Annotated in this window: 12 protein-coding genes and 1 other RNA gene; 6 read left to right on the forward strand and 7 right to left on the reverse strand. The window is 65.4% G+C overall.

The window, feature by feature from the left end:
* Window positions 1-2: 2 nt before the first annotated feature.
* Window positions 3-767 carry a TlyA family RNA methyltransferase gene (locus B8115_RS11145; RefSeq protein WP_010627876.1) on the reverse strand — a complete coding sequence of 255 codons (765 nt, stop codon included), beginning with the start codon at window positions 765-767 and terminating at the stop codon, window positions 3-5.
* 94 nt (window positions 768-861) lie between these two features.
* On the opposite strand from B8115_RS11145, the gene B8115_RS11150 reads away from it, so the two are divergent.
* Together B8115_RS11150 and B8115_RS11155 are read left to right on the forward strand one after the other, a co-directional pair.
* Window positions 862-1,884 carry an AbrB family transcriptional regulator gene (locus B8115_RS11150; RefSeq protein ID WP_010627877.1) on the forward strand — a complete coding sequence of 341 codons (1,023 nt, stop codon included), beginning with the start codon at window positions 862-864 and terminating at the stop codon, window positions 1,882-1,884.
* A 69-nt stretch (window positions 1,885-1,953) separates the two neighbouring features.
* Window positions 1,954-3,945: a monovalent cation:proton antiporter family protein gene (locus B8115_RS11155; RefSeq protein WP_010627878.1), complete on the forward strand. Its 1,992-nt coding sequence runs from the start codon at window positions 1,954-1,956 to the stop codon at window positions 3,943-3,945.
* A 3-nt stretch (window positions 3,946-3,948) separates the two neighbouring features.
* Here B8115_RS11155 and B8115_RS11160 read toward each other — a convergent pair whose 3' ends face one another.
* From B8115_RS11160 to B8115_RS11170, 3 genes are all read right to left on the reverse strand, one after another.
* Window positions 3,949-4,296: a nitrogen regulatory protein P-II gene (locus B8115_RS11160; protein WP_010627879.1), complete on the reverse strand. Its 348-nt coding sequence runs from the start codon at window positions 4,294-4,296 to the stop codon at window positions 3,949-3,951.
* Between the two features lie 77 nt (window positions 4,297-4,373).
* Window positions 4,374-6,422, reverse strand: a complete 2,049-nt coding sequence (locus tag B8115_RS11165) for a hypothetical protein (RefSeq protein WP_010627880.1) — start codon at window positions 6,420-6,422, stop codon at window positions 4,374-4,376.
* 42 nt (window positions 6,423-6,464) lie between these two features.
* Window positions 6,465-7,688, reverse strand: a complete 1,224-nt coding sequence (locus tag B8115_RS11170; protein WP_010627881.1) for an acetyl-CoA carboxylase biotin carboxylase subunit family protein — start codon at window positions 7,686-7,688, stop codon at window positions 6,465-6,467.
* 220 nt (window positions 7,689-7,908) lie between these two features.
* Here B8115_RS11170 and ffs point away from each other — a divergent pair.
* Window positions 7,909-8,005, forward strand: an RNA gene (gene ffs, locus B8115_RS11175) — signal recognition particle sRNA small type.
* A 137-nt stretch (window positions 8,006-8,142) separates the two neighbouring features.
* Window positions 8,143-8,448 carry a hypothetical protein gene (locus B8115_RS11180; protein WP_010627882.1) on the forward strand — a complete coding sequence of 102 codons (306 nt, stop codon included), beginning with the start codon at window positions 8,143-8,145 and terminating at the stop codon, window positions 8,446-8,448.
* A 105-nt stretch (window positions 8,449-8,553) separates the two neighbouring features.
* Here the strand turns inward: B8115_RS11180 and B8115_RS11185 are convergent, their stop codons facing one another.
* Entirely contained in the window at window positions 8,554-9,816 is a 1,263-nt protein-coding gene (locus B8115_RS11185; RefSeq protein WP_010627883.1) for an ArgE/DapE family deacylase, read from the reverse strand.
* Between the two features lie 103 nt (window positions 9,817-9,919).
* Between B8115_RS11185 and B8115_RS11190 the strand changes: the two genes are divergently transcribed.
* Window positions 9,920-10,966, forward strand: coding sequence for a histone deacetylase family protein (locus B8115_RS11190; RefSeq protein WP_010627884.1), 1,047 nt, complete (start codon window positions 9,920-9,922; stop codon window positions 10,964-10,966).
* 16 nt (window positions 10,967-10,982) lie between these two features.
* Here B8115_RS11190 and B8115_RS11195 read toward each other — a convergent pair whose 3' ends face one another.
* Together B8115_RS11195 and B8115_RS11200 are read right to left on the reverse strand one after the other, a co-directional pair.
* The gene (locus B8115_RS11195; protein ID WP_010627885.1) at window positions 10,983-12,194 is read right to left on the reverse strand and encodes an iron-containing alcohol dehydrogenase; all 1,212 of its coding nucleotides are present in this window, start codon (window positions 12,192-12,194) and stop codon (window positions 10,983-10,985) included.
* A 97-nt stretch (window positions 12,195-12,291) separates the two neighbouring features.
* Window positions 12,292-13,578, reverse strand: a complete 1,287-nt coding sequence (locus tag B8115_RS11200) for an FAD-binding oxidoreductase (protein WP_010627886.1) — start codon at window positions 13,576-13,578, stop codon at window positions 12,292-12,294.
* Window positions 13,579-13,826: 248 nt separating this feature from the next.
* Here B8115_RS11200 and dnaX point away from each other — a divergent pair.
* On the forward strand, window positions 13,827-15,029 hold a 1,203-nt coding region (gene dnaX, locus B8115_RS11205), incomplete at its 3' end, for a DNA polymerase III subunit gamma/tau (protein WP_010627887.1).

Consider the following 15,029-nt stretch of genomic DNA (forward strand, 5'->3'; position numbering starts at 1 on the left):
CGTCACTGCTTGACGGCGTGTAGCAGGAACTCGCGGTTACCGTCTCCGCCGGCCAGCGGGCTCTCCTGCCAGTGGCGAACGTCAAGCCCGTACTCGGCGCAGCAGGCGCGAACGGTGGCTTCCACCTCGCCGTAGCGGGCCGGGTCGGAGACGATGCCGCGTGAATTGACCCCGCCCGGGCCCACCTCGAACTGCGGCTTGACCAGACTCAGCAGTTCGCCGCCGGGGCGCAGCAGTCGGGCGATCTCGGGCAGGATCAGCGTCTGCGAAATGAACGAGACGTCCATCACGACGATATCGGGGGCCGCGGCGCTCTGAGCGGCGAGGGCGTCGTGCAGGCGCGGCTCGTCGTGCATGGCCCGCGCATTGAGCCCCTCCAGGCAGGTCACGCGAGGGTCGCCACGCAGCTCCGGGTCTAGCTGGCCGTGGCCCACTTCGATACCGATAACATGGCGCGCACCGAAGGCCAGGGCACAATCGGTGAAGCCGCCGGTGGACTGCCCCACGTCGAGCACCACTCGGCCCGACAGCTCGAGTCCCAGCGCTGCGACCAGTGCCTCCAGCTTCAGCCCCGCCCGTGAGACGTAGCGCTCCTCGGGGTCTTCGGTCACCGCCAGACGCACCCCTTCGGGCAGCTTCTCACCGGGCTTGCTGAGTATTTTTCCGCTCTCCGCCAGGCTGACCCGGCCATGGCGGATCAGCCGCTGGGCGCGGGTTCGCGAGCGGGCCAGGCCCTGGGAAACGAGCAGCTGATCGAGGCGGGGCATGCAATAGTTCCTCATGCAGCAAGAGTGGCAGCCAGAAGCGGGGCCGCCATTATGGCATAATCGTTTAGTTAGCCAGTTAACAGAAGGGAGCTGCGTGGAGCGAAGCGAAGGGAGGGCACTGGCCAGGTCGCTGGCCATCGGGGCGCTGGGTGGGCTGATTTTCCACCTCATCGGCATGCCGCTGGCATGGATGCTGGGGCCGCTGACGGCCAACCTGATCATGTCGGCGAAGGGCGGCGACGTGCGCGTGCCCGAACCGCTGCGCGAGGCCTTTATCGGCGTGCTCGGCCTGGTGCTGGGCAGTCAGGTGACGCCACAGCTGGCCCAGCGGGTGCTCGACTGGCCGCTTTCCGCGGCGCTGCTGCTGCTCGGCGTGGCCGCTTCCACGGCAGTGGCCGCCGCCTGGTACCGGCGCTGCGGCTTCGATTCGATGAGCGCCTGGTTCTCCTCGGCGCCCGGCGCGATGACGGCGATGATCCTGATGGGGGAGAAGTGCGGCGGCGATCCGCGGCGTATCGCCATCGCCCAGTCGCTGCGTATCGTGCTGGTGATCATGATCCTGCCGCCGCTGTTCTGGGCCTACGAAGGTGGCGCAGCGCCCCAGGCGGCGGAGATCGAGAACGGCTTTGCCTCCGCCTGGATGCTGCTGGCTCTGCCGCTGCTGTTTCCCCTGGGGCGTTGGCTGCGCCTGCCCAGTTACACGCTGCTCGCACCGCTGCTCTTCGCCGGTCTGCTCTCCGGCTTCGACATTGCCAGCCTGCGCCTGCCGGACTGGGGTATGAATGTCATGCTGTGGGTGCTCGGCTGTGCCATCGGCTCGCGTTTTCGCGGGCTCTCTTCCGCCAGGCTGGGACGCTATCTGTTCGAAGCCTTCATTGCCACGCTGCTGGCGCTGGCGGTGCTGGCAGGCTTCGCCGAACTGATCCACCGCCTGGTCGGCGTGCCCCGCGACGTGGCGCTGCTGGCGCTGGCCCCCGGCGGTATCGGCGAGATGGCGATACTCGCCGTGGCGCTGGATCTCGACCCCGTCTTCGTCGCCTTTCATCACCTGCTGCGCATGGTGGCGCTGATGCTCTTCGCGCCGTTCTGGGCGCGCTGGTTGATGCGTACACGTTGAATTTCAATATCATGATACCCATTCAGCAACTTCACAGGGACGCTCCATCCAATGAGCAGGAACGAATGAATGCTTGAGCAGGCGCTGGTGCAGTTACTGCTGTTGCTTGGTGCAACGGTATTGGTCGTGCTGGTCTTTCAGCGCTTCAGGATCCCACCTAGCCTGGGATATCTGCTAGTCGGCGTGATGCTGGGCGCCCACACGGCCGGCCCGGTAATCGACAACGACTACATCGACGTCATCGCCGAGTTCGGCATCGTGTTTCTGCTCTTCACCATCGGCCTCAGCTTTTCCCTGCCGCAAATCTATGCGCTGCGCCATACCATTCTCGGGTTGGGTACGGCACAGGTGGCGTTGACTACCCTGGTAGTGTCAATGATCGCCTGGTGGCTGGGGTTGCCCGGGCCGGCGGCGTTCGTCGTCGGAGCGGTGTTCGCCCAGTCATCGACCTCCATCATCACCAAGCAGTTGCTGGAGCAGGGTGAGAGTCAGGCGCGACATGGGCGGCTCGGCACTACCATGTCGGTCTTCCAGGATATTACTGCCGTTCCTTTCGTGGTGATCATCCCGGTGTTGGGTGTAGCTGCCATGCATGAGGTGGCAGGGGCGCTAGGGATGGCTCTGGCCAAGGCCTTCCTCGCGTTCGTTATCGTGCTGCTGTCGGGAAGGTATCTGCTGCGTCCTCTGTTTCACCTGGTAGCCGAACGGCGCTCGGCGGAGCTGTTCACCCTCACGGTGTTGTTCGTCTCTCTGGTATCCGCCTGGACCACCAAGACGCTCGGGCTGTCCATGGCGTTCGGCGCCTTTCTTGCCGGCATGGTGCTCGGTGACACGGAGTTCCGCCATCAGGTCGAGTCCACCATTCGTCCGTTCCGCGACGTATTGCTTGGGCTCTTCTTCGTCAGTATTGGCATGCTGGTCGAGCCCGCGCTTTTGCCCGATATCTGGCTCGAAGCGCTGCTGGGAGCGGTGGGGCTGCTGGGCATAAAGGTGGTGCTGATCACGCTGATCGTACGTTTCTCGGGGGTCGATCCCCAGACGGCGTTTCGTACCGGGCTGGTGCTGGCCGTCGGCGGTGAGTTCGGCTTCGCGCTGTTGGCCATTGGCCTGGATGGCAACGTCATCGCCAGCCGGCCGGCGCAGATCGTGCTCAACGCCGTGCTGTTCTCGATGATCCTGGCGCCACTGCTGATTCGCTTCAATCAACCTTTGGCACTATGGGCATTCGGCCGCTCACGAGGCCGAGCGAAACCGGCTGGCGACGTACCGACGCCGTCCGAGCCTACCGAGAGCCAGGGGCATGTGGTGATTTGCGGCTTTGGCCGTACCGGCCAAACGGTAAGCCGTTTTCTCGAAAGCGAAGGCTTCGACTACCTGGCGCTGGATATGGACCCGGCCATCGTGAGGGAGGCGCGGCTGGCGGGGCAGCAGGTGTTCTATGGCGACTCATCGGACCTGACGGTGCTGGAAAACGTCGGTGTGGAGCGGGCGGCGCTACTGGTCATCAGCCATGACGACAGGCCGGCGGCGCTGGCGACGCTGCGCAATGCCAAGCGCCTGAATCCCGAGCTGGCGGCAGTGGTTCGTACCCGGGACCAGCAGCATGTGGAGGAGCTGCGAAAGGCAGGTGCCACCGAGGTCATACCCGAGACACTGGAAGCGAGCATGCTGCTGACTTCCCACGCGCTGCAGTCGCTGGGCGTGCCTCTGTACCGGGTGGCACTGCGATTGCAGGAGCAGCGCAGCAGCCACTACCGCATGCTCAGGGAGCTGTTTCGCGGTACGCTGGACAGTATCAAACCGGAGGCATCGGAGCAGGAGCGATTGCATTCGGTGCTGATGTCCGAGGGCTCACCGGCAATTGGCCAGAGCCTTTCGGAGCTGGATACCGAGCGGGACGATGTCTCCGTCACGGCGCTGGTTCGTGATGACAAGCGTGAGCGCTACCCAGGCGCTGCCACCGAAGTCCAGACCAACGACGTGCTGGTACTGTTGGGCTCGCAGGACAATCTCGAGCGGGTGGAACGGCGCCTCACCGGCTCCGGCCAGCCACCCGAGTAGCGCTCAGTCGAACGGGTGCTCCTTGCTCAGGGCCTTGATGTGTTCCGTCAGCCCCAGCGCCTTGGACACCTCGATTTCCAGCGCAATGCCCGTGTCGAGACTCTCGTCGAGCTTGCCCGCCGTGCTCACGGCGTTCAGTACATCCTCTGAACGGCGGGCTTCCACCAGAATGAGAATCACGCTGCGAGACGCCATGAATTCCAGGCCGAAGAAGGTCAACTGTGGCTTGAGCCCCTGGCCTTGGGCGTTGTTGATGATGGTAGCCCCGGTGGCGCCTGCTTCCCGTGCGGCAGTCAGCACGGTATCGGTCCTGTCCTGGTCGACGAAAACCATCAATAACTTGAAATCCATTCGAACTCCCTCGAAGCGAGCCTCACATTGAGATACTGCCATTCTGGCAGAGCCCCGAGTCATTGTCCTGATGCGGGTCAAGTACCTGGGTTCGGGTGTCCGCTATCAGCCTGCAGATCGGCGGCGGGTACCCGGTTCGCCCCCCAACTGCGATGAACGTAGCCGGTGACCCGGTTGAGCTCTTCCTGGGTGACGTTGGCCAGCTCGCCGCGCTCCAGCGGATCGTAGTGGAAGATGTAGAGCCGCGAGGCGAACTGCTCGAAGGGCAGGGAGGCTTCGCCGAAGCGCTCGCCGTTGCCTGCCGTACTGACCCTGACGCCATCGCCCCAGTCCTGGCCGCTGTCGTTGTTGGGATTGAAGAAGTAGACCCGCATCACGTCCGTGGGATCGAGGGAGACGCGCAGGATGGTGATGGCGTGCCAACCGATGAAGCGCGCCGCGCTATCGGTCACGGCGATGCCCGCCGGCTGCGGGTGGATGAGGGGCTGATTGCCGTTGTAGTAGGGGTGATAGCTGGCGTAGAAGTGGCGCAAAAAGACGTCCAGCTCATGCAGCTGGCCGCTGGCCACGTCCACGTTGATACGAAAGCCGCGCCCCGACCACCAACCGTGGAACTCCGGATTGACCCAACGGTGCGGGTCGCCCTCGCGGCCGATGCAGCGCCGGCCCATCTCGGCATAGATGCGGTCCAGGTGCGGCACCACGATCAGCGACACCGGATCGAGATCCATCGGCAGGCTCTGTGCCACGCCACCACTGCTCTCCATCGAGGAGATCGGCTGGCCTTCGAAGTGCATCACGATCTCGTCGTCGCGGGCGGCCCAGGCCACCATCTGCAGCAGGTAGTCGGGATCGTTGTAAGCCCACATGGAGAGTGCCCTGGCCGACTGACAGGTCGGGTTGTTGCCCTGACCTACGCCCAGCGGCAGCCCCAGCATGCACAACACCCCCTCGAGCAGGCGGGCACGCGGCGAGACCGCATCGCCGTATGCCAGGTTGAGGCGCGCCTGGGACCACTCGGAGAGCGGCAGCCCTAACTGGCGCCACATGGCGGGCGCCACGGGGGGCTGATAGAGAATGCCGCGCTCCAGCATCAGCGCCAGGCCGTACACCGCCTGGGGCGTGGCCGGGTGCACCGCACTGCGGATCAGCGCGTGAGCCAGCTCGCGGTAGCACAGCAGGCAGTCGCGGCCGGTGGAGGAGAGCCCCAGGGCCTCGGTGATGAGATGGTCGCCGTGGTCGAGCAGGTGGCGCAGCAGCACCGGGTGGTAGGGCGACACCAGCCCGGTGTCGTGCATGGCGCGGGCGAAGCCGGTGGCTTCTCCCTGCAGGGCGGCGTTGTCCATACTGGCCAGACGCTGGCGATAGACCTCGAGGCCGGGGTCTTCGCGGCAGGCGCGAGTGGGGCCATACAGCGAACTCACCAGGCGGTCGGCGCCCTGGCCGCTGGTACCGAGATCGATGGCCGGATCGGCCTGGCAGATGGCGATCTGGGTGATCATCTGCTTTACCGCCTCCACCTGGATCGGGCGCTGCTGCAGCACCCGCCAGATCTCCTCGATCAGCTGATCGATGATGTGCTCGTAGCCGATACGCTCGGCAAGGTGATGGAACAGATAGCGTGGAATCCGCGCCAGTCGTCCCTGGGTTTCCCGCTCCGCCTCGCTGGGGGAACTGAACAGCAGCCAGAGGTTGAGCGCCATCACCTGGGTCAGGTAGTGGTGGGCCTGCTCGCCGGACACCAGCGAATGCAGATAGTCGCCCTTGGCCACCGCCAGCAGACGCAGCTCGCTCAAGGCCTCGATCACCACCGTGTTTGCGTCGGGGCTCTTGAGCGAGTAGGTGGTGAGGGAAGGGAGCAGATACTGCGGCGTGGCCCAGTCGGAGCCGAGAAACACGCCGGCCTCTTCCAATGCCCTGGCGCGTACCTCCAGGGCGGCGGCGCCACCGGGATGGAGCAGTACGCGACGTGCCGTATCCAGCACCCGGGGAAGTTTGCCCGGCTTGGCGAAGTCGCGGGCTTCGCCGAGCATGGCGGCTGCCTCGTCGAGGTTGGCCAGTAGTCTGAGCAGCTTCTCCTCGTCCGCTGGCGGGGTGCCCTCGTGCATGTGCCCGTTAGTGGTCACGCCGACTCCTTGTGATCGAGCTGTCGCACCATCACGCCCTGATCAAATGTAGAAATCAAGCTCTTCCTGGTGCTTGAGCAGATCCCGCAGGCGCTCCGGATCGTCTCCCTTGAAGTAGATCAGCCCCCAGTGCGTGCCGAAAGCGGTGCGCTTGGTCACGGTTTCCTCCATGGGCGGCGTGAGTTCGTGGGATTCGAAGTAGGGGTCGTCTTCCACCTCTTCGGGGATCTCCAGGCGGCTGACCACGCGACGCCGTGGATAGACGCCGAAGCAGCCGGCATAGCACTTGGCATCCTCGACCTCGCGAGGGAAGAAGGCGGCGACCTCTTCGGCGCTGCTCTTGGGGTCGAACACCAGCATGCTGGCCTGGTAGGCATTGAAGCCGTAGACCCGCTCGAGCAGCTCGAACACCTTGAAGCCCGGTGGGCGATAGGCCACCTCGCCGAAGTACATCTCGCCGTCGCTGGTGACGAAATACTCGGGATGGATCAGGCCGAAATCGATGTCGAAGGCCTTGATCAGCTTTTCGATCTGAGCGGTGATCTGGGGCCGGTAGCGTTCCAGTTCCGGCGAGGCGGGCACGAAGACCGAGTAGCCCAGGGTGACGTATTCCGAGATGTTGAGAAAGGCGATCTTGCCGTCATGGATCCACGCCTCCACGGCGAATTCCCAGCCGTCCAGGTGCGACTCCATCAGCACCGGAAACTCTTCATCGGGAATGGTATCGACCTCGTCGGGGGTGCGTATCACCCGATGCCCCAGGCAGCCGGCCTTGTCGAAGGCCTTGAGATGAATGGGGTCGTTGGGGTCGCCGTCCAGCTTGAGCAGGGTCTGGTTGACGCGCTTGAGAAAGCGGATGACGTCGCCCTTGTCGTGGGCCTCCTCGAAGATCCCCACGCGAATGCCGCCAAGCTGGGCGCGGCGTTTCATCAGCGCCTTGTCGCGCAGCAGCAGCGATTGGCCGTATAGCCGCGGGTTGTCTAGTAATACCGAGTTGATGGCGCCGGCCCATTCGACGGTTTCCTCGAACAGGGGGATCGCCACGTCCACTCCCATTTCCTTCAAGGTCTCGGCAATTTCCAGCGAGCGGTCGTTGAGGCGCTCGAAATTCCATGACACATGGGGGATATCGTGTTTCTGGCAGTACTCTTCCGCCCATTCCGGCGCTACCACGATGTAGCGACGGTCGAAGTTCTCGGCAGCCTCGACGGCATTCAGGCTCCAGCCGAGCAATGCAATGTAGCCCTTGTCGGGATTCTTCTTCATGGGGCGTCTCCTCCGGTGTGTGTGCCTCTCCTCATCGTCTCCCTTGCCCTTTCACCCTAGCCGATTTGGCTCCGCCTTACAGCCCGGGCCGTCGCTCATGCCTGCCTCGAGCGACGGTCCTTGCTCGCCTCCGGTGCCGCTGGTATAGTGCACGCGCACTCGGCAAGCCATTGATGCACGCCGGGTTCGATACCTCGAAGGCATCGTGTCGTGGTGGCCCCGTCGGTCCTCCCGCAACGCTAAACCGCAAACCCCGCCAGGCCCGGAAGGGAGCAACGGTAGTGGTGGTCGCGTGTGCCGGGATGTGGCTGTCGGGGCTGCCTCCATTTCGGCCTCTTGTTTTCTTTTCGTCTTGTGTATCTCCGCGCAGCACGCTTCGATGTTAGACCTTGGTCGACATAGACTTTGGTGTTAATATGCAGCGCAGCAAAACGCTTGCGAGAGGATGTGCACCATGCAGATCGACGCCACGCCCAACGCTGGTATTCAGCGCAGCCTGCGCCAGTGCCTGTCGAACGCTGCCTTTCTGCTCTACCAGCAGGGTCACGTGCTGGAGACCATCACCATCCCCTTCCGTGGACTCGATAGCCGCGCGCTGCGCCAGATGCGCGAAGCCTCCCAGGAGTGGCCGGCCTGCCAGCGGGTACTCGAGAGCAGCGAGGCCGCCATCTACAACGAACACGGTCGCTTCGTGCTGAGCGCCATGGGCCGCGAGCTGCTGTTCGACATGTTCGGTGAGGGTGCGGCGGACTGCGCCTGAGTCCGGCAGCGACGAGCACTTACACGCACGAATGAAAGAACGAGCGGGGAGGCCAATGGCCTCCCCGCTGCGTTTTGATCCCCTTTAGAATTCGTGTCCCTGGTTTCAGGTCATCTCCGCCCAGCGATGGATGAACAGCGCGTAGGTGGTCAGCACGTGGCGAATCGAGTCGATCTCTACGCACTCGTCGACGCCATGGATGCGCTGGGCCACCGGCCCGTAGCAGGTGCCATTGATCGCGCCGCTGACGTGGAAGGCGCGCAGGTCGGTGGTGCAGGTGGAGAGATAGGTGGCCGGCGGGGCGCCTAGCAGATCCTGGTGGCAGCGCGAAAGCAGGGCAATGCCCGGTGCCTCGAGGTCGACCAGGTGTCCTTCGGAGCGAAAGCCGTGGAACTCCACCCGGGGCATGGGGCCGTCATCGGCAAGTTCGGCGTGGCGTGCCTCCACGCAGCGGCGCACACGCTCCATCACCTCGTCGGGCGTCATGCCCGGCGGGAAGCCCACGCGGCCTTCGAGGATGGCATGGGCGGGCACGCTGGAGGCCCAGTTGCCCCCTTCGATCTTGCCGATGCTGAGATTGAAGGGGCTGTCGAGGGTGTCGTAGGGCGCCTGGCGCGGCAGGCCGTTGATCTCGGCCTCCAGCGCCTTGAACGCGGGCAAATATTCGACCAGTGTCTCGATGGCGTTGCGCCCGGCACGGGTGTCGAGCACGTGGGCCGGCACGCCGTCGAGGCGCATACGGAACCACAGCACACCGACCTGGCCGGCATAGATCCGCGCGCCGAAGGGTTCGGGAATCAGCACGAAGTCGCCGCTGAAGCCCTGGTGCAGGCAGGCCAGGGCGCCGTTGCCGGTGCACTCCTCCTCGATCACCGTCTGCAGGGTCAGCGGGAAGTCGATGGCCACGCCGGCCTGACGCACCGCCTGCACGGCCAGGGTCATGGCGGCAATGCCGGCTTTCATGTCGCCGGCGCCGCGCCCGTAGAGCCAGCCGTCCCGTTCCCAGGGCTCCCAGGGTGGGCGGGTCCACATGTCGGTGGGCTCGGCGGGGACCACGTCGAGATGGCCGTTGAATACCAGATGCGGCCCCGGAGCCTCGGCATTGAGTTGGGCCACCAGGTTATAGCGTTCGGTGCAGTCCCATTCGGTGGGGGCGCGGTGGGTGTGCTCGGCGAAACCGGGGGCGTCCAGCGGCACCCGGGTAACCGGCAGCTCGAGGCGCTCGAACCAGCGCTCCATGGTCTCGAGTACGCCGTGCTCCTGGCCCAGCACGCTGTAGCCGCGCACGAGGTCGCGGGTCAGCGCCAGGGTGTCGTCCATCAGCGCCTCGCAGCGCTCGACGATGCGCTGTTCGATGTCACTTAGCATTGGCCCTCCCCCAGTCGGCGCTCGTCGTTGAAGTATTCCACTATATGGTATCTCGGCCTAGGGCATGGCAAGGTCAGGCGAACCATCCCGAAGAGGTGTCGTCATGCTGACCTTCCATAGCGAGTCGACCAAGCTGCGTCGCGCCAAGACCGAGCTCAACGAGGGGTTGCTCATGGCGCCTTTCGAGTGTCCGGAGCGCGTCGACCTGGTGCTCGAGCGGATTCGAGCGAGCGGGCTTGGCCCGGTGCAGGCCCCGGCCCGCTTCGGTCTCGAGCCGGTGCTGGCCGTACATGATCGCGACTACGTCGAGTTCCTGGCCAGCTGCTGGGAGGAGTGGAAGGCGGTCGGCATGGCCGGCGAGGCGATCCCCAACATCTGGCCGTCCCGTTCGATGCCCGGCACGCGGATACCCGAGCATATCGAAGGGCGGCTCGGCTATTACGCCCAGACCGGCGAGACCTCGATCTGTGCCAATACCTTCGAGGCCGCCGAGGTCAGCAAGGACATCGCCCTGTCGGCGCTGGATCACACGCTCGAGAGCGGCGAGCCGAGCTTCGGTCTGTGCCGTCCGCCGGGCCACCATGCGTCGTCGAATCAATTCGGCGGTTACTGCTTCTTCAACAACGCGGCCATCGTCGCCGAGCAGGCCCTGAAGCACGGCCATTCGCGGGTAGCGGTGCTGGACATCGACTTTCATCACGGCAACGGCACCCAGGAAATCTTCTACTCCCGCGACGACGTGATCGTAGTATCGCTGCACGGCGACCCACTGCACTGCTTTCCCTATTATCTGGGCCACGCCGACGAGACCGGCAGCGGCCGGGGCGCGGGCTACAACGTCAACTATCCCATGCCGCCCGGTACCGATTACGCGCGCTGGTCGGCGGCTCTCGACGAGGGGCTGGCGCGCATTCGTCAGGCCGGGGCCGAACTGCTGATCGTGTCGCTCGGGGTGGATACCTTCGAGCACGACCCGATCAGCAGCTTCAAGCTGAGAAGCGACGACTACCCGGATGTCGGACGCCGCCTGGCCGCGCTGGGCCTACCCACCGTCTTCCTGCTCGAGGGCGGCTATGCGGTGGAGGAGATCGGCATCAACGTGGTGAATGTGTTGAGCGGCTTCGATGCCGCCCTGGTTAGAGCCGGCTAGTGCCGCCTTGGGCCGCCTAGAGTCGCCGTTCCAACAGGCTGCCCAGCTCGGCATCGGTCAGCACCAGGGGGTTGGTTTTCATGCTTCCGCCCCGGGCGCCGGCGACCACGCGCTCGATGTCGTCCCGCTGCATGCCGTAGGCGCCGAGCCTCGGCATGTCGAGCCGCTGGGTCCATTCGCGCAGCGTTGCGACCAGCGCATCGCAGGCATCGCTGTCGCTGAGCTCGCTTTCGCCGCTGACCAGGCGGCCGGCCTCGGCGTACTTGGCCAGGGCCGCTGCGTGCGGCTCACGCTGGCGCAGCGCCGCAACGTTGACCTCGGTGGCCTCGGCAACCAGAGTGCCACATACCGTACCGTGAGGAATCGGGAAGAAGGCGCCCAGCGGCGAGGCCAGGCCGTGTACCGAGCCCAGGCCCGCCTGGGCCAGGGTGATGCCCGACATCAGCGAAGCGTAGGCGATCTGTTCGTAGCCCTGCTCGGCCTCGGGATGGTTCGCCTGCCAGGCCGACCAGAAGCCGCGACAGAACGCCTGCATGCCGGACCAGGCCAGGGCGTCGGTGGCGGGGCTGGCATTGAGCGAGACGTAGGATTCGAGTAGCTGGGTGAAGGCATCCATGCCGTTGGCGGCAATCTGCGCCTTGGGGCACCCCGCCAGCAGCTGCGGGTCGACCAGCACCACAGCGGCGACCAAGCGCTCATCGCGGAACGATTTCTTGAATCCGTCGGCGCCCTGCACGCTGAGCACGGCGTTCTTGGTTGCTTCGCTGCCGGTACCGGCCGTGGTGGGCACGGCAATCAGCGGTACCGCCGGGCCGCGATAGGGCAGGCCGCTGCCAACGCCCTCCAGGTGATCCATCACCGAATTGCCGGGACGCAGCAGGCCGGCCACCGCCTTGGCCGCATCCAGCACGCTGCCGCCGCCGATGGCGACCACGACGTCGATGGCGTGAGCCTGTTGTTCGGCGACGATGGCATCCACCCGCTGCGGCGAGGGCTCACCCTCGACGGTGACGTGATGCCAGTTGGCGCCCTGCGCCTCGAGCTCTGCGACCAGCGCCCGCCAATGTGACGTTGCGACGAAGGAGCGCCTGCCGGTGACCACCAACACGCTCGTTCCATAGTCGGCGATCAGCCCCGGCAGCAGCCCGATGCTACCGGCACCGAAGCGGATATCCGGCAGGCGGGCGATACGAAAGGCGTCGATACGTTCGGAAAAGGAAGCTGTCATGGCCGGCCCGCTATTCTAGTTGTTGGGGTGAAGCTCACTATAAGCAGCGGCGAAACGCTGAACAAATCGCCGAGCGCAGCCATTTTTCAGGCATGGCTCAGCGCCAGCGCTCGAGTAACTGGTAATACCACATCCCCGCGGCCAACAGCGGATTGCCCAGCGCGTCGCCGAACGGCACCTTGAGGTGGCGGCAGGCGGCGAAGGTGTCGAACTCCTCCAGGTGACCGGCAATCGCCTTGGCCATGATCTCGCCGACGATGTGCGAGGTCGCTACACCATGCCCCGAGTAGCCCTGGGCGTAATAGACGGTGTCGGAGAGCCTGCCGAGCATGGGGATACGATTGACCACGATACCGGCCATGCCCTGCCAGGCGTAATCGATGGGCGTGCCCGCGAGCTGCGGAAAGGTGGCTTCCAGGCGCGGGCGCAGCTCGGCGGCGATGTCGGGGGAGTCCTTGCCCGAATAGTTGGCGCCGCCGCCGAACAGCAGCCGGCCGTCGGCGGTGAGACGGTAGTAGTCGAGCACGAAGCGGCAGTCGTACACCGCCAGGTCCTGGGGGTTGATGGCTTCGGCCAGCCCGCCCAGCGGCGCGGTGGTGACGATACCCAGCGAAGCCGGAAACAGCCTGCCGCCCAGGCGGCGGCGCTCCAGGCGGTGATAGGCATTGCCGGCCAGCAGTACGCGGTCTGCGCGTAGCGTGCCGTGCGCGGTGATCACGGCGGGCGAGGGGCCGTGGTCGATGCGCACCACCGGCGAATGCTCGAAGATCTGCGCACCCAGCCGTTGGGCCACGCGCGCCTCGCCCAAGCACAGGTTGAGCGGGTGCAGATGCAGGTTGTAACGGTTGAGCAGACCGCCGTGATAGAGCTCGGTGCGGATGACGTCGCGTACCTGATGCGCATCGAGCAGCTCGACGTGCTCGCCCATACCGCGGGCCTGACAGGCCTCGAAGTCGGCCTTGAGCGCCGCCATGTGCGAGGGCTTCCAGGCCGCCTGCAGATGACCGTGCTTCAGGTCGCAGGCAATGTCGTACTGCTCGACTCGCTGGCGAATGATGCGTTGGCCGCGCCAGCGCAGGTTCCAGACGAAGTCGTCGGCGGCTTCGCCCAGAGTGCGGCGCATCTGCTTGCGCATGGCCGCCTCGCCGGAGAGGCTGCCGGTCACCTGGCCGCCGTTGCGTCCGCTGGCGCCCCAGCCGACCTTGTTGGCCTCGACGATGGCTACCCGATAGCCGCGCTCGGCCAGCTCCACCGCCGTAGCCACGCCGGTGAAGCCGCCGCCGACGATGGCCACGTCGACCGTCACTTCGCCTTCCAGCCGAGGGTAGTCCGACTCCTGGTGGATGGTGGCGGTATAGTAGGAGGCGCAGCGCGGATCGCTCATGATGACTCCAGTAAATGTCGAAAATACTCAACGCATGCTAACACAGCTAGCCTGGCGGACGAGCCCCCGAGGCGGTGCTTCGACTGGCGGGCCGTGGGCCATTGCCGGGTGTGCTTTGCGCCCCCGGCATCAGCCGGTAGAATGGAGGTTTTCGCGTTCGGCTCGTCACCGGACACCTTCGTCGGGGCGCAGCAGGCCCTGCTCCGATCGGCTGCCCGCCAGCCCTGTTGCAAGGAATCCGTACAGCAATGAGCTACCAGGTTCTGGCCCGCAAATGGCGACCGCGTACGTTCCATGAACTGGTCGGCCAGGAGCACGTCCAGCGTGCGCTGGTGAACGCCCTCGATCAGGGGCGTTTACATCATGCCTACCTGTTCACCGGGACACGCGGCGTCGGCAAGACCACACTGGCAAGAATACTTGCCAAATGTCTCAACTGTACGGCCAAAGGGTATGGTGACGATGGCGTAACCTCTACGCCGTGCGGCCAGTGCGACAGCTGCCGTGCCATCGACGAGGGCCGCTTCGTCGATCTGATCGAAGTCGACGCCGCTTCGCGCACCAAGGTGGAAGACACCCGCGAGCTGCTCGACAACGTGCAGTACGCTCCCACCCAGGGCCGCTACAAGGTGTACCTCATCGACGAGGTGCACATGCTCTCCACCAGCAGCTTCAACGCGCTGCTCAAGACGCTGGAAGAGCCGCCGCCCCACGTCAAGTTCCTGCTCGCCACCACCGACCCGCAGAAGCTGCCGGCCACGGTACTGTCGCGCTGCCTGCAGTTCACCCTCAAGAACATGCCGCCGGAGCGTATCGTCACCCACCTGGCCAAGGTGCTCGAGGCCGAGGGCATCGGCTTCGAGGAGAGTGCGCTGTGGCTGCTGGGACGGGCCGCCGACGGTTCCATGCGCGATGCCATGAGCCTGACCGACCAGGCCATCGCCTTCGGCCAGGGGCAGGTGCGCCATGCTGACGTGGCCGCCATGCTGGGAACGCTCGATCACCGTCATGTGCTGGCACTGGTCGAAGCGCTGGCAGACGTCGATGCGCCACGGCTGCTGGCCGAGATCGCCCAGTTGGCGGAGCAAGGGCCGGATTTCGCCGCCGTACTCGACGACCTGAGCGCGGTGCTGCACCGCCTGGCGGTGGCTCAGATGGTACCCGCCGCGGTGGACAACGGCCACGGCGACCGGGACACGGTGCTGGCTCTGGCCTCGCGCTTCACCGCCGAGGACGTGCAGCTCTACTACCAGATCGGCATTCAGGGGCGCGGCGACATGGCTCACGCCCCCGACCTGCGCACAGCGCTGGAGATGACGCTGCTGCGCATGCTGGCCTTCCGCCCCCAGGGGGTGCCGCAGCCGGCCAAGACCCCGCTGCCGCTACGCGGTGTCGAAAGTGGCGGTTCGTCCGCCGCACCCGCTGGTGGCGCCGGCGAGCCGCCGCCCGCT

It is taken from the genome of Halomonas sp. KM-1, assembly GCF_000246875.1.
Lineage (GTDB): Bacteria > Pseudomonadota > Gammaproteobacteria > Pseudomonadales > Halomonadaceae > Halomonas > Halomonas aerodenitrificans.